The 21,597-nt window shown below is 59.2% G+C and carries 19 protein-coding genes and 1 pseudogene; 17 read left to right on the top strand and 3 right to left on the bottom strand.

What is annotated here, in order from left to right; translation table 11 throughout:
• Positions 1–2: 2 nt before the first annotated feature.
• Positions 3–1,274: a HAMP domain-containing sensor histidine kinase gene (locus tag CUN63_RS27225; protein WP_129443985.1), complete on the bottom strand. Its 1,272-nt coding sequence runs from the start codon at positions 1,272–1,274 to the stop codon at positions 3–5.
• A 237-nt stretch (positions 1,275–1,511) separates the two neighbouring features.
• Between CUN63_RS27225 and CUN63_RS27220 the strand changes: the two genes are divergently transcribed.
• The gene (locus CUN63_RS27220) at positions 1,512–2,192 is read left to right on the top strand and encodes a histidine phosphatase family protein (protein ID WP_129443983.1); all 681 of its coding nucleotides are present in this window, start codon (positions 1,512–1,514) and stop codon (positions 2,190–2,192) included.
• Positions 2,193–2,366: 174 nt separating this feature from the next.
• Positions 2,367–4,088: a lipid IV(A) 4-amino-4-deoxy-L-arabinosyltransferase gene (gene arnT, locus CUN63_RS27215; protein ID WP_129443981.1), complete on the top strand. Its 1,722-nt coding sequence runs from the start codon at positions 2,367–2,369 to the stop codon at positions 4,086–4,088.
• A 142-nt stretch (positions 4,089–4,230) separates the two neighbouring features.
• Here arnT (CUN63_RS27215) and CUN63_RS27210 read toward each other — a convergent pair whose 3' ends face one another.
• Positions 4,231–4,626: a histidine kinase gene (locus tag CUN63_RS27210; RefSeq protein ID WP_178082681.1), complete on the bottom strand. Its 396-nt coding sequence runs from the start codon at positions 4,624–4,626 to the stop codon at positions 4,231–4,233.
• 52 nt (positions 4,627–4,678) lie between these two features.
• On the opposite strand from CUN63_RS27210, the gene CUN63_RS31870 reads away from it, so the two are divergent.
• The 6 genes and pseudogenes from CUN63_RS31870 to CUN63_RS27185 all read left to right on the top strand — a co-directional run bounded on the left by CUN63_RS31870 (position 4,679) and on the right by CUN63_RS27185 (position 9,780).
• Positions 4,679–5,227: a hypothetical protein gene (locus CUN63_RS31870; protein ID WP_178082680.1), complete on the top strand. Its 549-nt coding sequence runs from the start codon at positions 4,679–4,681 to the stop codon at positions 5,225–5,227.
• Positions 5,136–5,513 (top strand): sensor histidine kinase KdpD, encoded by a 378-nt coding sequence (locus CUN63_RS31865; protein WP_256657602.1) that lies wholly within the window; start codon positions 5,136–5,138, stop codon positions 5,511–5,513. Before CUN63_RS31870 ends, CUN63_RS31865 begins: the two co-directional genes overlap by 92 nt.
• Positions 5,497–5,901 (top strand): annotated as a pseudogene (locus tag CUN63_RS27200) (ABC transporter ATP-binding protein); the annotation flags it as partial. The gene CUN63_RS31865 and the pseudogene CUN63_RS27200, both read left to right, overlap by 17 nt.
• A 196-nt stretch (positions 5,902–6,097) precedes the next feature.
• The gene (locus CUN63_RS27195) at positions 6,098–7,111 is read left to right on the top strand and encodes an iron ABC transporter substrate-binding protein (RefSeq protein ID WP_129443979.1); all 1,014 of its coding nucleotides are present in this window, start codon (positions 6,098–6,100) and stop codon (positions 7,109–7,111) included.
• Positions 7,112–7,114: 3 nt separating this feature from the next.
• Positions 7,115–8,713, top strand: coding sequence for an iron ABC transporter permease (locus CUN63_RS27190; protein ID WP_129443977.1), 1,599 nt, complete (start codon positions 7,115–7,117; stop codon positions 8,711–8,713).
• Complete coding sequence (locus tag CUN63_RS27185; RefSeq protein ID WP_129443975.1) at positions 8,710–9,780, top strand: ABC transporter ATP-binding protein; 1,071 nt, start codon at positions 8,710–8,712, stop codon at positions 9,778–9,780. The genes CUN63_RS27190 and CUN63_RS27185 overlap by 4 nt, the downstream gene beginning before the upstream one ends.
• Before the next feature lie 10 nt (positions 9,781–9,790).
• Here CUN63_RS27185 and xerC read toward each other — a convergent pair whose 3' ends face one another.
• Positions 9,791–10,729, bottom strand: a complete 939-nt coding sequence (xerC, locus tag CUN63_RS27180) for a tyrosine recombinase XerC (RefSeq protein ID WP_371928194.1) — start codon at positions 10,727–10,729, stop codon at positions 9,791–9,793.
• A 391-nt stretch (positions 10,730–11,120) separates the two neighbouring features.
• On the opposite strand from xerC, the gene arnB reads away from it, so the two are divergent.
• The 9 genes from arnB to CUN63_RS27135 are packed head-to-tail and all read left to right on the top strand — an operon-like array spanning position 11,121 to position 21,513.
• The gene (gene arnB / locus CUN63_RS27175; protein ID WP_129443971.1) at positions 11,121–12,269 is read left to right on the top strand and encodes a UDP-4-amino-4-deoxy-L-arabinose aminotransferase; all 1,149 of its coding nucleotides are present in this window, start codon (positions 11,121–11,123) and stop codon (positions 12,267–12,269) included.
• The gene (gene arnC / locus CUN63_RS27170) at positions 12,266–13,285 is read left to right on the top strand and encodes an undecaprenyl-phosphate 4-deoxy-4-formamido-L-arabinose transferase (protein ID WP_129443969.1); all 1,020 of its coding nucleotides are present in this window, start codon (positions 12,266–12,268) and stop codon (positions 13,283–13,285) included. Before arnB ends, arnC begins: the two co-directional genes overlap by 4 nt.
• The gene (gene arnA / locus CUN63_RS27165; protein ID WP_129443967.1) at positions 13,282–15,273 is read left to right on the top strand and encodes a bifunctional UDP-4-amino-4-deoxy-L-arabinose formyltransferase/UDP-glucuronic acid oxidase ArnA; all 1,992 of its coding nucleotides are present in this window, start codon (positions 13,282–13,284) and stop codon (positions 15,271–15,273) included. The genes arnC and arnA overlap by 4 nt, the downstream gene beginning before the upstream one ends.
• Positions 15,273–16,157: a 4-deoxy-4-formamido-L-arabinose-phosphoundecaprenol deformylase gene (gene arnD, locus CUN63_RS27160; RefSeq protein WP_129443965.1), complete on the top strand. Its 885-nt coding sequence runs from the start codon at positions 15,273–15,275 to the stop codon at positions 16,155–16,157. Before arnA ends, arnD begins: the two co-directional genes overlap by 1 nt.
• Positions 16,154–17,803, top strand: coding sequence for a lipid IV(A) 4-amino-4-deoxy-L-arabinosyltransferase (gene arnT, locus CUN63_RS27155; protein ID WP_129443963.1), 1,650 nt, complete (start codon positions 16,154–16,156; stop codon positions 17,801–17,803). The genes arnD and arnT (CUN63_RS27155) overlap by 4 nt, the downstream gene beginning before the upstream one ends.
• Positions 17,800–18,144 (top strand): 4-amino-4-deoxy-L-arabinose-phosphoundecaprenol flippase subunit ArnE, encoded by a 345-nt coding sequence (gene arnE, locus CUN63_RS27150; protein WP_129443961.1) that lies wholly within the window; start codon positions 17,800–17,802, stop codon positions 18,142–18,144. Before arnT (CUN63_RS27155) ends, arnE begins: the two co-directional genes overlap by 4 nt.
• Complete coding sequence (gene arnF / locus CUN63_RS27145; RefSeq protein WP_129443959.1) at positions 18,141–18,542, top strand: 4-amino-4-deoxy-L-arabinose-phosphoundecaprenol flippase subunit ArnF; 402 nt, start codon at positions 18,141–18,143, stop codon at positions 18,540–18,542. The genes arnE and arnF overlap by 4 nt, the downstream gene beginning before the upstream one ends.
• The gene (locus CUN63_RS27140; RefSeq protein ID WP_129443957.1) at positions 18,539–19,918 is read left to right on the top strand and encodes a UDP-glucose/GDP-mannose dehydrogenase family protein; all 1,380 of its coding nucleotides are present in this window, start codon (positions 18,539–18,541) and stop codon (positions 19,916–19,918) included. Before arnF ends, CUN63_RS27140 begins: the two co-directional genes overlap by 4 nt.
• Positions 19,915–21,513, top strand: a complete 1,599-nt coding sequence (locus CUN63_RS27135) for a glycosyltransferase family 39 protein (protein WP_129443955.1) — start codon at positions 19,915–19,917, stop codon at positions 21,511–21,513. Before CUN63_RS27140 ends, CUN63_RS27135 begins: the two co-directional genes overlap by 4 nt.
• Positions 21,514–21,597 lie beyond the last annotated feature (84 nt).

Raw genomic sequence — 21,597 nt, 5'->3', positions numbered from 1 at the left:
GTTTACTCGCGGTCCAGCTCAACGGTGAAACAACAACCGTTGGGCTGGCGGCTACTGAGTTGTACTCGCCAGTTCTGATTGCTGCAGATCCGTTGTACCAGTGAAAGGCCCAACCCCAACCCTTCACCTCGACTCTCGTCACCGCGCACGAACGGCTGAAATATCGCATCGCGTTCTTCTTCCGGGATGCCTATGCCGCTGTCTTCGATAATGAAGCCGTGTTCACGCAGGGTCAGTCGGATGTGGCCTTGATCCGTGTAGTGCCAGGCATTTCGCAACAAATTGCCCATGACCGATTGCAGGAACGTCAGGTTATGACGATCCGACGAAACGTGCTCGATGTCGTAAATGAATTCGATGCCCTTCTCCCGGATCAGTCGACCCCAGATATCCACCAGCGCATCGGCGACTTCTTTGAGGGTGGCATTCGCCTCCGAAGCGGAATCCTCTCGAGCGCGAGCCAGCATCAAAAACGTTTCGACCAATTGACGCATTTCGTCGGTGGCCCGGGCGATTCGGCTGACCTGAGCCACGGAACGAGGGTCCAGCGAGGGATTGCTCAGCAAAAGCTCACAGGAGCTGCCCAGTACCATCAGCGGTGTACGCAATTCGTGACTGACATCACTGGTGAAGAGTTTTTCCCGGCCCAGTGCTGCGCGCAGACGTCCCAGGGTCTGGTCAAAGGACTGCGCCAGCTCTCCCACCTCATCAGCCGCATAGTCGGGACGAAGCGGCGACGCGAGGTCCAATAGTTGATCGCGATGACGCACCTGGCGCGCCAGGCGAATCACCGGAGCCATCACACGCCGGGCCAATAACCGGCCGAGCAAAATCGCCAACAGAATGCTCAAAACGAAACTGACCATGACGACAGCAAACAACATCCGCTCGCGCTGTTCGAGGCTTTGCTGATCGCGCAGCAACACATACTTGCGTCCATCCACGACCTCGACCATCGCGTAGAAATCGGCGCCGTGATACAGGATTTCCTGAAATCCAAGACGTAGCGATTCCAGCTGCGAATCAAGCGCCATGAGGCCCTTCCCGCCCTGGGTAAAAAACAGCTCGTCTTTTTCCGGTTGATGGGTCCACTGACCGGGATTGTCCATCGACAGCAGACGGTGCATCCCTCCTGCCAATCGCGTCGTCGTGAGCTTTCGGTCAACCAGGTGCACTGTTGCGACGATGCCCACCGCAAATACGCCCGCCACCAACGCGCTCATCAGGGCGAATACGATGACGATCCTTTTCGTCAGGCTCTGTTTGAAATCCATTCTTTGTTTCCACTAGCAAGGTGTAAAAGATAAGAGTTCGCAAACATAAACTATCTAGGAGCTGCCCATAGGCCGTGCAAATTTTTCACATCCATTTCACTTGCCCCACACCTGTCGATATCTAGCCTCTCTTATACCACCTCAATTTTGAATCCGCGCTCTGGCCTGACTGATATGTTATTCGGCATGGGCGTATTGTAAGTTATTCGCTATTGCGTACTGACGGATAAATAAAACGTGATTAAATCTTCATTGCGCAAGCAGTTACCCAGGCGAGTCTTGAGCCCGCGGCTGACCAGGCTGACGTTGTCGGCGGTGGCACTCATCGCTGTAGCGTTAGTGACGGGTTTTGTCTTGTGGCCAAGATCGCCGGTAAATCTGGGCACGACCGGATCCGACGCTACCACGCGCTTGATCAATCAGTGGCAAGCGGGCGAGATCATCGTACTGGTTCGCCATACCGAGCGCTGCGACCGCTCCGCCAATCCTTGCCTGGGCCCGGCCGACGGCATTACCCGAGTCGGCAGCGATGCCGCCGTGGCCGTGGGTCAAGGGTTCCAGCGTCTGGGTATGGACCAGACCGATGTCTTGAGCAGCCCGGTCACCCGTACGGCACAAACCTCGCATTCCATGTTTGGCAAAGACGCAATGACCCAGGAATGGTTGGCCAGCTGTGGCAAAACCCTGCGTAATGATGTGGTGGCGCACAAACGTGCCCAGCACAATCTGGTGCTGGTGACGCACAGCGGTTGCATCAGCGATTTCGAAACCCAGACCGGTTTTAAACACGCGGTTTCGAGTGAGTATGGTAGTTCGTTATTTGTCCGCATTGATGCCAATGGCCAGCTGCAAGTACTCGGCATACTTAATGCCGGTGATTGGCACTCCTTGTTTAAAGACCCGTGGAACAAGCAATAAGTTTGCAGCCTTGATGAGCGGCCCCTCCCTAAAAGCTCTCAGCGCCCGCCGCAACTAACAGATACTTGCAGTTCGGATCACTATTGATTTGCGACATAGATTAAGTTCCGCGCATGCTGAAATGCACTGCGCATGTCCCCCTCCGAGCAACCTCTGCTGCGCCAAGGTCGAATCATGACACCTGATAACTTGCGGTCCTACGCTGCTGACGATTTACTGCGCCCCGCTGTCCAGACCTCCACCCTCACCGAACGCTGGGCCCTACCTGCGTTGCTGCTGGCGTTTTTGGTGTTTTATCTCTTGCCCCTGATGTCCCATGGAATGTGGACGCCAGACGAAACCCGTTATGGCCAGATCAGCCAGGAAATGCTGCTGAGCGGGAACTGGACCTCCCCGCATTTCATGGGCATTCGCTACTTCGAGAAGCCGATCGCCGGGTACTGGATGATCGCCATCGCGCAGGCCATCTTTGGCGACAACCTGTTTGGGGTACGTATCGTCTCGGCACTGAGCACAGGACTGAGTGTCTGGCTGACTTACCTGATGGCCAGCCGCTTATGGGGCGAGCGGCGCAAAAGCGTTGCCTGCGCAATGCTGTACATGAGTTTCGGGCTGATCGCCGGTCAGGCTGGATATGCCAACCTCGATCCGCAATTCACGTTCTGGGCCAACCTGAGTCTGGTCTCACTGTGGTTCGCCATTGATAGCCGTTCTTTGAGTCGTCGCCTCGGCGCCTGGGCGCTGTTGGGCGTTGCCTGTGGGATGGGTTTCATGACCAAGGGCTTTCTGGCGTGGCTACTCCCTGTGTTGATCGCCCTGCCCTGGATGCTCTGGCAACGACGCATGGGTGAGCTGTTGCGCTACGGGCCGTTGGCGGTGCTTGTCGCAGTGGTGGTTTGCCTGCCGTGGGCGCTAGCAATCCACCATCAGGAACCGGATTTCTGGCGGTTTTTTTTCTGGAACGAACACATTCGCCGTTTTGCTGCCGATAATGCTCAACACGCTCGTCCATGGTGGTTCTACCTGCCGCTGCTGGTTGCCTCGAGCCTGCCATGGGCTGCGTTATTGCCCACGACATTCGTCCAGGCCTGGCAGCAAAAACGCCAGCCAGCGATCGGTTTCCTGTTGCTCTGGCTGCTGTTGCCACTGGGGTTCTTCAGCCTGAGCAGCGGCAAGCTGCCGACCTATATCATGCCGTGCCTGTTACCCCTGGCGTTGCTGATGGGCCATGCTCTGACCGAGTCGCTGAACAACGCGCGCGGCCGAGCGATTCGTATCAACGGAATGCTCAATGTCGTCATTGCTACCATAGCCCTGATCGTCCTGCTCTATCTGCAGACCACCAAAGAGATCTACGAAAACACTGAAATGTTCAGCCTGTCGCTGGTGTTTTTCGTGCTGATTGGCTGGATCATCGCTAACGCGTTGCAAGTCTTGCGTCCATTGATGTTCTGGGCCATGCCAGCGCTGGGCATCTGGCTGCTGGTCGCATTGCTGCCGGCGGCGATGCCCGGCCAGATCGTCGATAGCAAGATGCCCGATCAGTTCATTGCCGAGCATCTGGATGCCTTGAGTCAGACCACCTCGCTGCTCAGTAACGATTTGGGTGCGGCGGCGGCGTTGTCCTGGCGCCTGAAGCAGCCGCAGATCGCTCTTTACAACACCATCGGCGAGTTGAAGTACGGTCTCGATGATCCCTCCATGGCCTCAAGAATAGTCACGATGAAAAGTATTGGGCAATGGATGACCGAGGCCCGCAAAAAAGGCGCGGTCGGCGTGGTGATGCGGGTCAACAGTGTCCAGGAAGTGCAAGAAGTCGAGTTGTTGCCCATCGATGGCAAGCGTTATCAGCGCGGCAATCTGGAGATTCTGATTTTCCCGCAGCGCCAACCCTGACAAGGACGGCGCTCAAAAAAAAAGAGGCCCGAGGGGCAATGCCAGTCAGTTAAGCCGTAACGCGATCTGCAGCTGCAAAGAGTGTCGCGGCTGAAATTGCTTAACTGACGGGCCTCTCTATTCAATCGCGTTCAATGTTCCGTCAGTGCGTATTTTTACTGTCGATTTTCGTCGACAACGTGATCAGCGCCTCGGTACACGCAGCCAGATCCGGCGACCCCGTCCTGACCTGCTTCAACGCCCGGTCCAATGACTTGTCGATCGAGGTCCAGCCTTCAGGGTCGATCGGACGCAGTTTTTCCTCGGCCTGATCCCAGGCACTCTCCAGGTCGGTAATCCGTGCACGGGCACCTTTCATGTCGCCGCTGGCGAGCAGCTGTTGAGTGTCGGACAGAATGACCTTCAGGTAAGACAAATCGCCCATGGACCCCGCGGTCGCGGCCACCCCTGAGGGGGCGGCACTGCTCTGCTTGGTTTCCAGCTTCGCCAGCAGGGTTTTCAACGCCTCTGCACAGGCTGCCGGATCTGGCTTGCCCAAGCGCAATTGCGACAGCCCGCTGCTGCAAGACTCTCAAGGCCCGACTCCACCCATGCGCGAAGCACTTCGCCGCGCGATGAATCAGGTTCGGGCGGGCGGCGAAGAAACGTTCCTGTTCGACGTCGGTTACGAAAAATGGATTGCGCAGGTGGGCGACCTTGAACGCAATAGCCCCGAGGGGCCGATGAAGGCCAAACTGCTGGTGGCTACCAACGCACAACCGGTACTTGATGCGGTCGCCGCCTTCAAACGCGTGGTGGCGCTTGCCGCATCGGGAATACTGCTGCTGACCACGCTCGGCAGCTTTTTCGTGGTGTCGTACTCCACTCGAAACCTGCGTAGCTTCGCCCGACAACTGCGCACATTGAAGCCGCCGGAGTTCACCCGTCGAGTGGTGTTCGAGCCGCATTCGGCGGAAGAAAAACTGCTGTTCGACAGCTATGCGCAAATGGAAACCGCAGTCCAGGAGGTGTTGGAGCGCCAACGGCTGTTTATCGTCAACTCCTCCCATGAACTCAAGACGTCCGGAGCAATGGGAGGTGGTCTTCGGCAACTTGCTCGACAATGCCATCAAGTACACCTCCATCGGTGGTGCCATTGACGTCACGCTGGAAGAACAGCCGGACAGCAGCTTTACCATTTGCATCACCGATAACGGTGCAGGCATGTCTGCCGACGAGGTCCGGCAGTTGGGGCAAGTGTTCTTTCGTGCCGACACCGCACGCTCGCAATCGACGTCGTTCGGACTTGGGTTTGCCCACTGCCAACGGATTATCGAAAGACTGGGTGGGCACCTGTCGATTCAAAGTACGCCGCTGGCGGGCACTTGTGTAACCATCGCCATCATGCGGCATAAGCCGGTACTCTCGCGCCCTGGGGATCACTGAACTATCCTTCCGCAACCTTGGGGAACTGAGCGGCGGCCAGCAACAACTGGTGTCGATTGCCCAAACCCTGGTGCGCGAGCCGGAAATTCTGCTGATGGACGAACCGACCAGCGCGCTGGACATGCATCGCCAGGTGCAAGTGCTGAACTTCATGCGCGCACTGGCGCGCAGACACGAAGTCATTGTGTTCATCGCGATCCATGACCTGAATCAGGCGCTACGCTTTGCCGATCAGGTATTAGTGATCGCCAATGGCACCAGCCAGGGCAGCGGGCCCAGCGATCAAGTGATTACGGTGAAGATGCTTCGCGATGTCTACGAGGTTGAGGCAAGGGTCGAGCAATGCAGCCGTGGCCAACGCCACATCCTGATCGACGACATCGTTTGATACCCGATCCACCGCGCAATGGGCTGAGGTGCTGCTAATCTGAATGAAAATGACATGTATTAACGGTTTCTTTAACGTTTTTTTCTCATTTTGTTCTCTACATTCGCTGCAACTCAAAACATGCCGATGATTCGCATCGTTCTACCAGCGAGTTTGCGTGCATGACTTCTAAAAAAGATCAGGAGCTGCCCGAAGAATGAATGCCCATTTACCCTCTTTCCTGAAAACAGCACTGCTGGCCACCGCTCTGCTGAGCGCCGGTCACGTGTATGCCGCGGATGCCGATGGCATCGTGGTCTACAACGCCCAGCACGAAAGCCTGACCAAATCCTGGATCGAGGGTTTTACCAAGGAAACCGGCATCAAGGTCACCGTGCGCAATGGCGACGACACCGAGATGGGCAATCAGATCGTACAGGAAGGCGCTGCCTCCCCGGCCGACGTGTTCCTGACCGAAAACTCCCCGGCCATGGTGCTGGTCGACAATGCGGGGCTTTTTGCGCCGGTTGCGCCGGCCACCCTGGAACAGGTCGGCAATGCTTACCGCCCGGCCCATGGCAAATGGGTGGGGATCGCCGCGCGCTCCACGGTGTTTGTCTATAACCCGAGCAAACTGCCCGAAGCCGAACTGCCCAAGTCGCTGATGGACCTCGCTGGCCCGAGCTGGAAAGGTCGCTGGGGCGTTTCACCGGCCGGTGCCGACTTCCAGGCCATCGCCGCCGCCGTGCTGGAACTCAAGGGTGAAGCCGCCACGCTGGAATGGCTCAAAGGGTTGAAGGCCAATGCCACGATCTATCGCGGCAATAGTGCGGTACTGAAAGCGGTCAACGCCGGGCAGGTCGACAGCGGCGTGATCTACCACTATTACAGCTTCGGCGACCAGGCCAAGACCGGCGAAAACAGCAAGAACACCGCCCTGCACTACTTCAAGCACAAGGATCCGGGCGCGTTTGTCAGCGTCTCCGGTGGCGGCGTTCTGGCGTCCAGCAAACACAAGGAACAAGCCCAGGCGTTCCTCAAGTGGATTACGGGTAAAGATGGCCAAACCATCCTCAAAACCGGCAAATCGTTTGAATACGCGGTGGGCAAAAACGCTGAATCCAACCCAAAACTGGTGCCTTTGCAGCAACTTGACGCGCCGACAGTCGATGCTTCAAAACTCGACAGTAAAAAAGCCGTGGAGTTGATGACTCAGGCGGGACTGCTCTAATTGATGCCTGAAACCTTACCAGCGGGTGTCGCCGAGGCGATACCCGCGAATTTGCGACGACGATCCCGCGGCCTCTTCGCGGGGCGTGGTGGCGCGCGGGTGATCAGTTTGTCGGTGCTGGTGTCGCTGCTGTCGCTGCTGCCGATTGCCTTCGTCATCGGCGTATCGTTTCAGACAGGCTGGGCGACCCTTGTGCCGCTGGTATTCCGGCCGCGGGTCGCTGAACTGTTGATCAACACCGTTTTACTGGTGGTGATCACGATTCCGTTGTGCGTCACGTTAGGCCTGTCTCTGGCCTGGCTGACAGAACGCACCAACCTGCCGGGGCGGCGCTGGTGGTCTTTGCTGGCGACCGCGCCGTTGGCGGTGCCGGCCTTCGTGCACAGCTATGCGTGGGTGAGTCTGGTCCCGCCGATTCATGGGCTGTTTGCCGGGGTTCTGGTCTCGGTCATCGCCTACTTCCCGTTCCTGTACCTGCCGATTGCTGCGACCCTGCGCAGGCTCGATCCGGCCATCGAAGACGTTGCCGAATCGCTGGGGCTAAAACCCTGGGCGATATTTTTCCGCGTGGTGCTGCCGCAATTGCGCCTGGCTATCTGCGGCGGCGCTTTGCTGGTGGGCCTGCACCTGCTGGCCGAATATGGCCTGTACGCGATGATCCGCTTCGACACCTTCACCACGGCCATCTTCGATCAGTTCAAATCCACCTTCAACGGCCCCGCCGCCAACATGCTGGCCAGCGTTCTCGCCCTGTGTTGCCTGGTGATGCTGACTGCAGAATCGGCCGCTCGCGGCACGGCGCGTTACGCCCGCGTCGGGTCGGGAAGCGCTCGCGAACAGCGGGTGGTGCGCCTGAAATCTGGAACCACCCTCCTCGCGCTGACTGTGCAGGTCGCGACCTGCGCGCTGGCGCTGGGCGTGCCACTGGTGACTTTAGGTAACTGGCTGATCGCCGGCGGTACGCAGGTCTGGCAGATGGACGAGCTTCTGCCGGCGCTGGAACAGACGCTGCTGCTCGGCGTTGCGGGCGCCGTCCTGACCACCTGCGCCGCCATCCCGATTGCCTGGCTGTCGATTCGCTCTCCGGGCCGGTTGCAACGTGTGCTGGAAAGCTGCAACTACATCACCAGTTCGTTGCCGGGGATCGTCGTGGCCCTGGCATTGGTGACCGCCACCATCCATTTCGCCCGGCCGATTTACCAGACGACTATCACGGTGCTGCTGGCGTACCTGCTGATGTTTTTGCCCCGCGCCCTGGTGAGTTTGCGCGCAGGTATCGCACAGGCACCGGTGGAGCTGGAAAACATGGCCCGCAGCCTCGGCCGCTCCCCCGCCCGGGCATTGTGGCTGATCACCCTGCGCCTGGCCGCGCCCGGCGCTGCCGCTGGCGCCGCGCTGGTGTTTCTGGCGATCACCAATGAGTTGACCGCCACCCTGCTGCTCGCCCCCAACGGCACACGCACCCTGGCCACCGGATTCTGGGCCATGACCAGCGAAATCGATTACGCCGCGGCTGCGCCCTATGCCTTGCTGATGATTTTGCTGTCGCTTCCCCTGACCGGACTTCTTTATCACCAATCAAAACGAACGGCTGGCCGATGAACGCTCTTGAACTCCATTCCATTTCCAAGTCCTACGGCTCCCATCAAGCGCTGGAGAGCATCAACCTGTCGGTGCCAACGGGCAGCCGAACGGTCATCGTCGGCCCGTCCGGCTCAGGAAAAACCACGTTGTTGCGGATGATCGCCGGCTTCGAATTCCCGGACGCAGGCCGACTATCACTCAATGGCCAAACGCTCGTCGACGACACCCACGAAGTCCCGGCGCATCAGCGTTTGATTGGTTATGTTCCGCAGGACGGCGCCCTGTTCCCGCACATGACTGTGGCCGCGAACATCGGTTTCGGGCTTTCGATCAAGGGCGGTGCAAAACATGAGCGAGTCGCAGAGCTGATGGACAGCGTGGCGCTGGATGCGAACATGGCCAACCGTTGGCCCCATGAACTGTCCGGTGGCCAGCAACAACGCGTGGCGCTGGCGCGGGCGCTGGCGCAACAGCCACGCTTGATGTTGCTGGACGAGCCGTTTTCGGCCCTCGACACCGGCCTTCGAGGCGCCATGCGCAAAATGGTCGCACGGCTACTGACCGACGCCGGCGTGACCACCATTCTGGTCACCCATGACCAGAGTGAAGCCTTGTCGTTTGCCGATCAGCTGGCGGTGATGCGCGATGGTCGGCTGGTGCAGTCAGGCCATCCGCTGGACCTTTACCGCTACCCCGAGGATGAACAAACCGCGCTGTTTCTGGGGGATGCCGTGGTCATGCCCGCCAGAATCGAAGCCGGCTGGGCCCATTGCGATCTCGGTCGCATACCGGTGAACAACCACCGGAACAACAAATCGGCGCAGATCATGCTGCGTCCCGAGCAACTGCAACTCGTCAGCATCCAGCCCAGCCCAACCGAGGCCGCCGGGTGTCGTGCCGTTGTGACTGAGAGGGATTTCAGCGGCAATACCTGCACATTGACGGTGGAATTGGAGGCTTTGGCTTCCGGGCAACAGCCTGGTCGATCATTGATGGTGCGCAGTTCGGGCCTGTATGCGCCACCCGCCGGCAGTGCGGTTCACGTCTCGACGATCGGCCATGCCCACGTACTGAGCGAATCTTGAACCCCGTCCATCAAAGATCGAACCGGTCCACGGCCCGACGCCGTTCGTTGTCATCGCGCACATCGTAGTTGGCCGTGGTCTGGATGTTGCTGTGGTGGGCGAGTTTCTGGGCGATCGACAAGTCGTACTCCTCAATCACTCGGGTAATGAACGAACGTCGAAAATCATGCGGCATGATTTTCACCCCGACCTGCGCGCCCCGCTGTCTGGCGATGTAATAGATCGCATGTTTGGTGATGCGCTCGCGGGTGATGTGACTGCCGCGGCGGATGCGATTGAACAGGAACGAATCGTCCACTTCACCCTCCTTCAGTAGCGAGCGCCGCAGTTCCAGCCAGTCATTGAGTTTGGCGAACGCCCAGGCCGGAGCGTACTTGATCAATTGCTTATTGCCCTTGGCGGTCACACGAAGGCTGCGCTCGGTGAAATCGACCTGGTTCAGGTCCAGGTTCACCGATTCCGATTTGCGCATGCCCGAGCCATACAAAATCCCGATGATCGCTGCATCCCTCAACCCCTGTGGCCGAGGATCGGCGGCGCAGACCGCCATCAATTCCTGGATCAGCGTGCGCCTGAGGTTTCGCCCCTGAGACAATCGCGTGCCGGCAATCCCCTTCACCGAACGCATTTTCAGCAAGTGTTCCTGACTGATCAGGCTCATGCGCCACGCCTCGTTCATCACCCCGCGCACCGCGTTGACGTACAGCGAAGAGGTGTTCGGCGCGTAGCCGTCGGTGCGCAAGGTGGCCACCAGTGCAATGACATCTTCGGGTTGCAGGTTGTGCCAGGGAATCTCCTCGACGTTCATGTCTTCGAAGCCCAACCGGTCAGCGGCGTCCTGCAAAACATAACGCATGGTCAGTTGGCTGGAGGGTGCCAGACGCGCCAGATACAGGGTCAACGGATTGGTCTTTGAGGGAGTTGAGTCGGTAGCGGGTAAGTCGATCAAACGAAACGGCCTTCAGTGGAAACAGTTCATTAAACAACTAAGGATTGAAACACCCTTCCTGTAAAGCAGGACACTTCTGTAGGAACTTTCTACTGGAAAACTCGATGAGCGGCAGAATTCTGAACCGTGGCTGTATGGCCTCCAGATAAACGATTCGCCGACCGGTTTTTCATATTCCTTTCACAAAATCGGGAATAACCTCAATGAGTCCGGCCTGTCTCTTTGCGAGGGACCAACCTGCCGACCATGGCAGAAAATGTCAACCTATCTAAATCGTCAGGTATTTCGAGTAACCAATTGATGCAGCTTTTGTTTTTAGCGTCTACGCTTGCAATGGATCCAATTTTTTTTTAGCCTCACCGGCTATTCACTCTTCAGCCCCGAGGTGCCCATGAGTCAGGCTTTTCTCCCCTTCTCCCGCCCCAGTATCGGCGATGAAGAAATTGCCGCCGTAGAGCAAGTATTGCGCTCCGGCTGGATCACTACCGGGCCGAAAAACCAGGAACTGGAAGAGCGATTCGCCAATTACGTGGGGTGCCGTCATGCCGTGGCACTGTCCTCGGCCACCGGCGGGATGCACATCACTTTACTGGCATTGGGAATTGGTCCGGGCGATGAAGTCATTACACCGTCGCAGACCTGGGTGTCCACCGCCAACATGATCTGCCTGTTGGGCGCGACACCGGTGTTCGTCGACGTTGATCGCGACACGCTGATGAGTGACCTGGCCAGCATCGAAGCAGCGATCACGCCGCGCACCAAAGCCATCATTCCGGTGCATTACGCCGGTGCCGCGTTCGATCTCGATCCGCTTTATGCGCTGGCCGACAAACACGGCATCCCCGTTATCGAAGACGCCGCTCACGCCGCAGGCACCTTCTACAAAGGTCGTCACGTCGGCGCGAAAGGCACGGCAATCTTCTCGTTCCATGCGATCAAGAACATGACCTGCGCCGAGGGCGCCATGTTTGTCAGTGACGATGAAGCCCTGGCCAGTCGTGTGCGCATGCTCAAGTTCCATGGCCTCGGTGTCGATGCCTATGACCGCCTGACCCACGGCCGCAAACCTCAGGCTCAGGTAATGGAGCCCGGCTTCAAGTACAACCTGGCCGACATCAATGCCGCCATCGCCTTGGTGCAGCTGAATCGACTGGACGAAATCAACGCCAAACGCACGGAGCTGGCCGGCACTTATTTGCAGCGACTGGAAGGTTTGCCGGTGCAACCCCTGGCCCTTCCAGCCTATGCGCAGCAGCACGCCTGGCACCTGTTCATCCTGCGTATCGACACCGAGCGCTGCGGGCTGGACCGTGAAGCGTTCATGAAGGCCCTGCAAGCGCAGAACATCGGCACCGGTATTCACTTCATCGCCACTCACCTCCACACCTACTACCGCCAGCGCTTCCCCAACATCTATCTGCCCAACACAGAATGGAACTCGGCACGGCTGTGCTCGATTCCGTTATTCCCCGACATGACCACCGATGACGTCGATCGTGTGGTCGGTGCCATTGAAAACGTTTTGGACGCAAGCCTGTGAAACCTTACCCGATCCATTGCGTGTCGATCGTCATCCCGGTCTACAACGAGCAAGACAGCCTGCCCGAGTTGCTCCGGCGTACTGAAGCGGCGTGTCAGCAATTACGCCACAAATACGAAATTGTGCTGGTCGACGACGGCAGTCGGGACGAATCGGCGCAAATATTGGAACAGGCAGCATCGCTCAAAGGCAGCCCGTTCGTAGCGGTCATTCTCAACCGCAACTACGGCCAGCACGCGGCAATCATGGCCGGTTTCGAGCAGTCTAAAGGCGATGTGGTCATCACTCTCGACGCCGACCTGCAAAACCCTCCCGAGGAGATTCCGCGGTTAGTGGCTCAGGCCGAGCTGGGTTATGACGTGGTCGCCACCGTGCGCAACAACCGTCAGGACTCGGCGTTACGGCGCTGGCCGTCGAAGCTGATCAACCTGGCCGTGCAGCGCTCCACCGGCGTTGCCATGACCGACTATGGCTGCATGCTCCGCGCTTACCGGCGAACCATTGTCGATGCCATGCTCGCCTGCCGTGAACGCAGCACCTTCATCCCGATCCTCGCCAACAGCTTCGCCCGGCACACCACGGAAATTCTCGTGCCCCACGCCGAGCGCGAACACGGGGTATCGAAGTACAGCCCCATGCGCCTGATCAATCTGATGTTCGACCTGATCACCTGCATGACCACCACGCCCCTGCGTTTGCTGAGCATCGTCGGCTTCGGCATGGCGGCCCTCGGCGTGCTGTTCGCCATTACGCTGATCGTGCTGCGCCTGGCCTTCGGCGCCCATTGGGCCGGCGACGGGACATTCGTGCTGTTCGCCGTGCTGTTCATTTTCACCGGTGGCCAGTTCATCGGCATGGGCCTGTTGGGCGAGTACCTGGGTCGCATGTATGGCGACGTTCGCGCCCGCCCCCGGTTCTTTATTGAAAAAGTGCTGCGTAACCAACCCGCTGCCCCCGCTCCCGTTGTCACCGTTGACGGTCTCACCTCCATTTCTTCAGATCAGGTTCACTCATGAGTGCAAAAGCTGTTGTCTTCGCCTATCACGATATTGGCTGTGCCGGCATCGATTCCCTGCTCAACTCGGGCTTTGATATTGCCGCGGTGTTTACTCATCCTGATGATCCCAAGGAAAACGCGTTCTACGGCTCCGTTGCGCAACTGTGCGCACGCAAGGGCATCCCGGTGCACGCCCCGGAAGATGCCAACCACCCGTTGTGGATCGAGCGCATCAGCAAGCTCAACCCGGATTACCTGTTCTCGTTTTACTACCGCAACCTGTTGAGCGAACCGCTGTTGGCCACCGCCAGCAAAGGCGCCTTCAACCTGCACGGTTCGTTGTTGCCGCGCTACCGTGGTCGTGCGCCGGCCAACTGGGTGCTGGTCAACGGTGAAACCGAAACCGGCGTGACCCTGCACCGCATGGTCAAACGGGCCGATGCCGGCGCAATCCTCGCCCAGAAAACGGTGGCGATTGAGCGCAGCGACACGGCGCTGAGCCTGCACGAAAAACTGCGTCTGGCCGCTACCGACTTGCTACGTGACACGCTACCGGCGTTGCTTCAGGGCAAAGTCAACGAAACCCCACAGGACGAATCCAAAGCCACGGTGTTTGGCCGGCGCACGCCAGCCGACGGCAAACTGGTCTGGAACAAACCGGCGGAAGAACTGTTCAATCTGGTTCGCGCCGTCACCCAGCCTTACCCGGGCGCCTTCTGCGCCGTGGGCGAGCACAAGCTGATTGTCTGGAACGCAGAAGTCGCCCAAGGCAATGAAGGTCAGGCACCGGGGCGCGTCATCAGTGTCGACCCACTGCGCATCGCCTGCGGCGAAGACTCCCTGGTAATCACCGCCGGCCAGCGTAACGACAACGGTTTGTACCTCAGTGGCCCGCAACTGGCCAACGAACTGGGTCTGGTGGACGGTTCCGTGCTGCGTGGCGCCGAGTCCGGTCGCGCCCCGCGTCGCACTCGCGTGCTGATCCTCGGCGTCAACGGCTTCATCGGCAATCACCTGTCCGAGCGCCTGCTGCGCGACGACCGATACGAGGTGTATGGCCTGGACATCGGCTCAGACGCCATCGAACGCCTGCGCAGTCACCCGAATTTCCACTTCGTCGAAGGCGACATCAGCATCCACTCCGAGTGGATCGAATACCACATCAAGAAGTGCGACGTGATCCTGCCACTGGTGGCGATCGCCACGCCGATCGAGTACACCCGCAACCCGCTGCGCGTATTCGAGCTGGACTTTGAAGAGAACCTGAAACTGGTTCGCTACTGCGTCAAATACAACAAACGCGTGATCTTCCCGTCGACCTCCGAAGTGTATGGCATGTGCCAGGACCAGAACTTCGACGAAGACACCTCCAACCTCATCGTCGGTCCGATCAACAAACAGCGCTGGATCTACTCGATCTCCAAGCAACTGCTCGACCGGGTGATCTGGGCCTACGGCCAGAAAGGCCTGAACTTCACGTTGTTCCGTCCCTTCAACTGGATGGGCCCACGCCTCGATCGCCTGGACTCGGCGCGTATCGGCAGTTCCCGCGCGATCACCCAGCTGATCCTCAACCTGGTGGAAGGCACGCCGATTCGTCTGTTCGATGGCGGTGAGCAAAAACGCTGCTTCACCGACATTGCCGATGGCGTGGAAGCGCTCGCGCGGATCATCGACAACGACAACGATGCCTGCAACGGCCAGATCATCAACATCGGCAACCCGGACAACGAAGCCAGCATCCGCCAGTTGGGCGAAGAGCTGTTGCGTCAGTTCGAAGCGCACCCGTTGCGCGACAACTTCCCGCCGTTCGCCGGGTTCCGCGATGTCGAAAGCAAAGCGTTCTACGGCACCGGTTATCAGGACGTGTCGCACCGCAAACCAAGCATCGCCAATGCCAAACGTCTGCTTGACTGGACCCCAACGGTTGAAATGAGCGAGACCATCGGCAATACGCTGGATTTCTTCTTGCGCGAGGCCATGCTCGAAATCGCGGACAAGCGCTGATGCGGGCAGGTCTGCGGATTGATGTCGACACGTACCGAGGCACCCGTGAGGGGGTGCCGCGGCTGCTGGAAATCCTCGATGAAGCGCAGGTCAAGGCGACGTTTTTCTTCAGTGTCGGGCCGGACAACATGGGGCGTCATTTATGGCGCCTGATCCGCCCGCAATTTCTCTGGAAAATGCTCCGTTCCAACGCGGCAGGCCTGTACGGCTGGGACATCTTGCTGGCCGGCACCGCGTGGCCCGGCAAACCGATCGGCCGTGATCTTGGGCATTTGATGCGTCAAACCATTGCAGCCGGGCATGAAGTCGGGCTGCACGCCTGGGATCATCACGGCTGGCAGGCCAATGCCGGGCGCTGGAGTGACAAGCAGCTGATCGAGCACCTTCGTCGGGGTGTCGACACCCTTGCCGACATCCTCGGGCAAAACGTCGAATGCTCGGCGTCCGCCGGGTGGCGGGCAGACGAGCGCGTGATCGAGGCCAAGCAGGCGTTCAGCTTTCGCTACAACAGCGATTGCCGGGGCCAGAGCCTGTTCCAGCCGAGATTGTCCAATGGTGGTTTGGGTGCGCCGCAGATTCCGGTGGACCTGCCGACCTTCGATGAGGTGGTCGGCCCCAGCGTGGCGGCCAAGGACTTCAACGCCTTTATTCTTGATTGCTTCAGCCCCGAAAAACTCAACGTCTACACGATCCATGCCGAAGTAGAAGGGATTCTGATGGCCCACGATTTTCGTCAACTGCTGGCCGATGCGCGCCAGCGAAACATCCATTTTCAACCCTTGGGCGATCTGCTGCCCGAGGCCCCCGACACCTTGCCGGTTGGCCGGGTACTACGCGGCACCCTCGAAGGACGCGAAGGCTGGTTGGGAGTGCAAGGCGTATGAGCAAGCGCTGGGCATTACCGTTGTTGCTGGCTATCTTTGCTCTGGCGTACCTGCTGCCGCTGGGCAGCCATGGCTTATGGATTCCCGACGAAACCCGCTACGCCCAGATCAGCCAGGACATGCTCCTGAGCGGCAACTGGGTGTCGCCGCATTTCATGAGCCTGCGCTATTTCGAAAAACCGGTGGCCGGTTACTGGATGATCGCCGCCAGCCAAGCGTTGTTTGGCGACAACCTGTTCGGCGTGCGGTTTGCTTCCGCGATGAGCACCGGGTTGAGTGTGTTGCTGTGCTACCTGATCGCCCGCCGGCTCTGGAACGAACCACGCAAGAGTTTTGCCTGCGCGCTGCTGTACATGAGTCTCACCGTCATCGCTGGCGCCGCGGGCTACGCCAACCTCGATCCGCAATTCACGTTCTGGGTCAATTTGAGCCTGGTTGCCTTGTGGTTTGCCCTGGACAGCGTCAGCCGTGGCCAGCACCTGATCGGTTGGGCGGTGTTGGGCCTGGCCTGCGGCATGGGGTTCATGACCAAGGGCTTTCTCGCCTGGCTGCTGCCGGTGCTGATCGCCCTGCCCTGGATGATCTGGCAAAAACGCTGGCGTGAACTGCTGATCTACGGTCCGTTGGCGATTGTCGTGGCCATCGCCGTCAGCTTGCCGTGGGTCTTGGCGGTGCACGCGCAGGAGCCCGATTACTGGCGGTTCTTCTTCTGGCACGAACACATTCGCCGCTTCGCCGGCGATGACGCCCAGCATGATGCGCCGTGGTGGTTCTATTTGCCGTTGCTGGTGGCGTTCAGTCTGCCGTGGGTGGCGTTGCTGCCGTCGGCGCTGAAACAGGCGTGGGACACACGACGCCAGGCCAACATCGCTTTCCTGCTGCTGTGGCTGCTGATGCCGCTGATTTTTTTCAGCCTCAGCAAAGGAAAATTGCCCAGCTACATCCTGCCGTGCCTGCTGCCGCTGGCGTTGCTGCTGGGCCACGCACTGGTGGACCGCTTGAAGCTTGAGCAAGGCCGGGTACTGGGCATCAATGGTCTGCTGAACCTGCTGCTGGGCCTGACGATCCTGGTGGCCCTGGTCTACCTGCAACTGAAAAAACCGCTCTACAACCATGAACTGCACAACCTGGTGCTGGTGTTCATCGGTCTGACCGGCTGGATCATGGCCAACCTGCTGCAAGCCTTCAGACCTTTGCAATGCTGGGCGGCGCCAGCCTTCGGCAGTCTGCTGCTGATCGGCCTGTTGCCGGCCGGGATGCCCGAGTCGGTGGTCGCCAACAAGATGCCCGATCAATTCATCCTCGAGCATGCCCAGGAGCTCGGCCAGACCGACCAGTTGCTGAGCAACGACCTCGGCGCCGCCGGGGCGTTGGCCTGGCGCCTGAAACGCCCGGACGTGGCGTTGTACAACACGATAGGCGAATTGAAATATGGCCTCGCCTATCCTGACGGCGCACAGCAGCAAGTCGACCCGCACCAGGTTCAAGCTTGGATGCGCGACGCCCGCCAGAGCGGTTCGGTCGGCGTGGTCATGCGCATCAAGGGTGACGACGAACTGCGCGAAATCGAACTGCTGCCCAAGGATGGCAAGCGTTATGAACAAGGCAACATTGTGATTCTGATTTTTCCTCAGGAGGCGTCATGAGCCTGTTACTGCTCTTGGCCGCCTGCCTGCTGACCTGTCTGGGCCAGATCGCCCAAAAGTACGCTGTGGAAAGCTGGCGCGACAAGGCGTCGCTCTGGAGCGAGAAACTGCGTTCGCCGTGGCTGTGGCTGGCGCTCGTCTCTCTGGGATTGGGCTTGCTGGTGTGGCTGCTGGTGTTGCAGCGCCTCGAAGTCGGCATTGCCTACCCGATGCTGAGCCTCAATTTCGTACTGATCACCCTGGTCGCCCGCTTCGTTTTCCACGAAACCATCGACCGTCGCCACTGGTTGGGTGTTGCGCTGGTGATCGGTGGCGTGGTGCTGCTGGGGCAACACACATGAACCTGCGTCGCGGAATTACCTTCGCGCTGGGCAGCGTGCTGCTGGTCAGTGCTGCGCAACTGGGCATGCGCTGGAGCATGAGCCGCCTGCCATCGCCCGAGCACTGGTTCACCACCAGCATCGATCTGTCCGCTGTCGCCGTGGTGCTGGTCGCCATTCTTGCTTACGCCCTGTCGATGCTTAGCTGGCTTGCCGCCCTGCGGGATTTACCGCTGGGCCGGGCTTATTCGCTGCTGAGCATCAGCTACGCGCTGGTGTACTTGCTGGCCGCCAGCCTGCCGCTGTTCAACGAAGCATTCAGCCTTTCAAAAACCATCGGGGTGGCCCTGGTCATCCTCGGTGTCATTACCATTAACTCTCGGCCTGCTCGCGCGCGCGAACTCAGGAGTGCCCCATGAAAATCAGTGTATTTGGTAGCGGTTACGTTGGTCTGGTGCAAGCCGCCGTCCTGGCAGAAGTTGGCCACGACGTGGTCTGCATGGACATTGACGAGAAGAAAATCGAGCTGTTGCAACAAGGCCACGTGAGCATTTTCGAACCGGGGCTGGCCAGCCTGGTGCGCGAAGGCCTGGACGCCAAACGTCTACAGTTCACCACCGACGAAAAACTCGCAGTGCAGCATGGTCAGGTGTTGTTTATCGCCGTCGGCACACCGTCCCGGGACGACGGTTCGGCGGATCTGAGTTATGTGCTGTCGGTGGGAGAAGCCGTGGCGCGTCATCGTGAACAACCGGTGATTCTGGTGGAGAAATCCACGGTGCCGGTGGGCACGGGTGACACCTTGCGCGCGCATATCGACAAGTGCCTGATCAAGGTCGGCCGCTTGCTGCAGTTCGATATCGTCTCCAACCCGGAATTTTTGAAAGAAGGCTCGGCCGTGGCCGATTGCCGGCGCCCGGACCGGATCATCATCGGCTGCGAACGCGATGAAGTGCGTGACGTGATGCGTGACCTCTACGCGCCCTTCAACCGCAACCATGACCGGGTCATGTTCATGGACCTGCGCAGCGCCGAGCTGACCAAGTACGCCGCCAACTGCATGCTGGCGACCAAGATCAGCTTCATCAACCAGATCGCCGAACTGGCCGAACACCTGGGCGCCGACATCGAATCGGTGCGCCTGGGCATCGGCGCCGATTCGCGCATTGGCTATCACTTCATCTACCCCGGTTGCGGTTATGGCGGCTCGTGCTTTCCCAAGGACATGCGCGCGCTGATCCACAGTGCTGAAGAGGCGCATTGCTCCAGCGATCTGCTGCAAGCGGTGGAAGCGATCAACCAGCGCCAGAAGCACAAGCTGTTCGAACGCATCAACGCGTTCTACAAGGGCGATTTGCGCGGCAGGACCTTTGCCGTGTGGGGCCTGGCATTCAAACCGAACACCGACGACATGCGCGATGCACCGAGTCGGGTGCTGCTGGAATCGCTGTGGGCCGCCGGGGCCAACGTCCGCGCGTTCGACCCGGAAGCCATGCAGGAAACCCAGCAACTGTATCCCGATGAACCCAAGTTGATGCTCATGGGCACACCGGAATCGGTATTGTCCGGCGCTGACGCGTTGATCATCTGCACCGAATGGCAGCAGTTCAAGGCCCCGGATTTCAGCCTGATCCAGCAGCGGCTTAACGCACCGGTGATCTTCGACGGACGCAACCTCTACGACGCCGATCGCCTCGCTCGCGCCGGCTTCAAGTACTTCCCGATGGGTCGCGGTGAATCGCGCAATCTGCCGATTCCGCATCAGCAGTGGCCCGCTGCTTCGGTCATCGCTTGATTTCGATATCACCCGGTATCCGCCGACAGTCTCTAGGCATAGGGCTGTTGGCGCTGCTGCTGTTCAGCGCCGGGGTGTATCAGCAGGCAGTGATCGGCTTCGATTCGCGTTTTGTGCTGTTCGCTCAGGAAATGTTGCGCCACGGGCCGTCCTTTTTTCCGACTACCTATGGCCAGCCGTATGCGGACTATTCGGCGCTTTCGACGCTTTTCACCTGGCTGCTGTCGCTGCCGTTCGGGCAGGTCAACAGTTTGACTGCCTGGTTGCCGAGCGCCATAGCCGGGGCGGTGATCGTCACGTTGATGTACCGGCTACTGGCGCCCTACTCCCAGCGCTGGGCGTTGCTGAGCATCGCCCTGATGACACTGACCAACACCTTTGTCACCGAAACCCGTGCCGTGTCCCTGGATTTGATGCTCGCGGCGGTGGCTTTTTCAGTGTTCTACCTGGGTTATGCCGTCGATCATTTCGCAGCAAAGCGCCGGTGGTGGCTGATCTTTGCCTTGTTGCTGCTGGGCTTCGGGATTCGTGGACCGATCGGGCTGGTGATTCCCACGGGCATGCTGTGCAGCTATTTCTTGCTCAATCGACAATGGCAGAAATTTTTTGGTTTTGGCCTGATGGCGTCGGTGCTGCTGGCCGTGTGCGTTGGCGTGCTGCTGTGGCTGGCGGAAACCATCGGCGGCCCGGACTTCATGCACGACGTGGTGCGCATGCAGTTCATGGGGCGCATGGACGGTAGCGAAGGTGTCAGCGGTTCGCTGTATTACTTCACCGGCTCGGTGGGCAACTATGCGCTCGCGTATCCGTTGGCGTTGCTGGTACTGGCCGCCGTCTGGCTGACAACGCCTCGGCAGGCGGGTCCTGCGTTGCGCCTGTTGCAGTACTGCACGGCCGCCGGCCTGATCGTGATGGTCGGGCTCTCGATCCCCCAGGCAAAAAAGGCCCGCTACCTGCTGCCGATGTTGCCCATGGCGGCGATCATTGCGGCGTATCCGTTTCAGGTGGCGCAAGGTCGGGTTTTCGAGTGGTTGCGGGGGTTGATGCAAGGGCTGTGGCTAGTGATCCCTGCCCTGCTGATCGGCGGACTGCTGGTCGCCCAGCGACGGTTTCCCGATGAACTAACAACGCTGACTTCGATACTGATCATTCTCGGCGTGCTGCAAGTCATTGCCCTGGCGGTGCTTGTACGACCGCGCTGGCGGGCGCAAACACTTGCGTTTTGCGCAGTCCTGGCGCTGTGGTCGGTCTACATTCTGGTATTCGAACCGGTCGAACGCCGACTCTACGATACCCGGACCTTCAGCCGTGCGGCATTTGCGCTCGTACAAAAAGACCCGGCACCGCTGGTGTTGCATGTCATGGGTAAAGACGCCAAGGCGATCAAGTTCATGGTCAACATCGAGCAGGACTTACAGCCGATTTTCACCGAATCGACCCAAGAACTGGAAAACCTTCAGGGGCCGCATTGGCTGATGATGGATGAAAACGACTACCGCGCCCTGCAGGGCACGCCGTTGGGTGCGTTGCCGCCCATTTTGAGCGGCCGTTTCGATAAAAACGATTACGTGTTGCTGCACCTCAATCCCCTGTAGGAGCTGCCGAAGGCTGCGATCTTTTGATTTTGATCTTCAACAATAGCTGAGGCGCTAAAAGAATAAGATCAAAAGATCGCAGCC

Source organism: Pseudomonas sp. ACM7 (genome assembly GCF_004136015.1).
GTDB lineage: Bacteria > Pseudomonadota > Gammaproteobacteria > Pseudomonadales > Pseudomonadaceae > Aquipseudomonas > Aquipseudomonas frigoris.
The sequence above is the reverse complement of the archived record's forward strand: the minus strand, read 5'-3'. Positions and strand labels throughout refer to the sequence as shown.

Bases quoted from the DNA above. Each gene is read 5' to 3' on its own strand.
- arnA (WP_129443967.1), top strand. From the start codon at position 13,282: ATGAGTGCAAAAGCTGTTGTCTTCGCCTATCACGATATTGGCTGTGCC.
- arnE (WP_129443961.1), top strand. From the start codon at position 17,800: ATGAGCCTGTTACTGCTCTTGGCCGCCTGCCTGCTGACCTGTCTGGGC.
- CUN63_RS31870 (WP_178082680.1), top strand. From the start codon at position 4,679: ATGCGCGAAGCACTTCGCCGCGCGATGAATCAGGTTCGGGCGGGCGGC.
- CUN63_RS27195 (WP_129443979.1), top strand. From the start codon at position 6,098: ATGAATGCCCATTTACCCTCTTTCCTGAAAACAGCACTGCTGGCCACC.
- arnT (WP_129443963.1), top strand. From the start codon at position 16,154: ATGAGCAAGCGCTGGGCATTACCGTTGTTGCTGGCTATCTTTGCTCTG.
- CUN63_RS27140 (WP_129443957.1), top strand. From the start codon at position 18,539: ATGAAAATCAGTGTATTTGGTAGCGGTTACGTTGGTCTGGTGCAAGCC.
- CUN63_RS31865 (WP_256657602.1), top strand. From the start codon at position 5,136: ATGAACTCAAGACGTCCGGAGCAATGGGAGGTGGTCTTCGGCAACTTG.
- arnD (WP_129443965.1), top strand. From the start codon at position 15,273: ATGCGGGCAGGTCTGCGGATTGATGTCGACACGTACCGAGGCACCCGT.
- arnB (WP_129443971.1), top strand. From the start codon at position 11,121: ATGAGTCAGGCTTTTCTCCCCTTCTCCCGCCCCAGTATCGGCGATGAA.
- CUN63_RS27190 (WP_129443977.1), top strand. From the start codon at position 7,115: ATGCCTGAAACCTTACCAGCGGGTGTCGCCGAGGCGATACCCGCGAAT.
- CUN63_RS27225 (WP_129443985.1), bottom strand. From the start codon at position 1,274: ATGGATTTCAAACAGAGCCTGACGAAAAGGATCGTCATCGTATTCGCC.
- CUN63_RS27185 (WP_129443975.1), top strand. From the start codon at position 8,710: ATGAACGCTCTTGAACTCCATTCCATTTCCAAGTCCTACGGCTCCCAT.
- arnF (WP_129443959.1), top strand. From the start codon at position 18,141: ATGAACCTGCGTCGCGGAATTACCTTCGCGCTGGGCAGCGTGCTGCTG.
- arnT (WP_129443981.1), top strand. From the start codon at position 2,367: ATGACACCTGATAACTTGCGGTCCTACGCTGCTGACGATTTACTGCGC.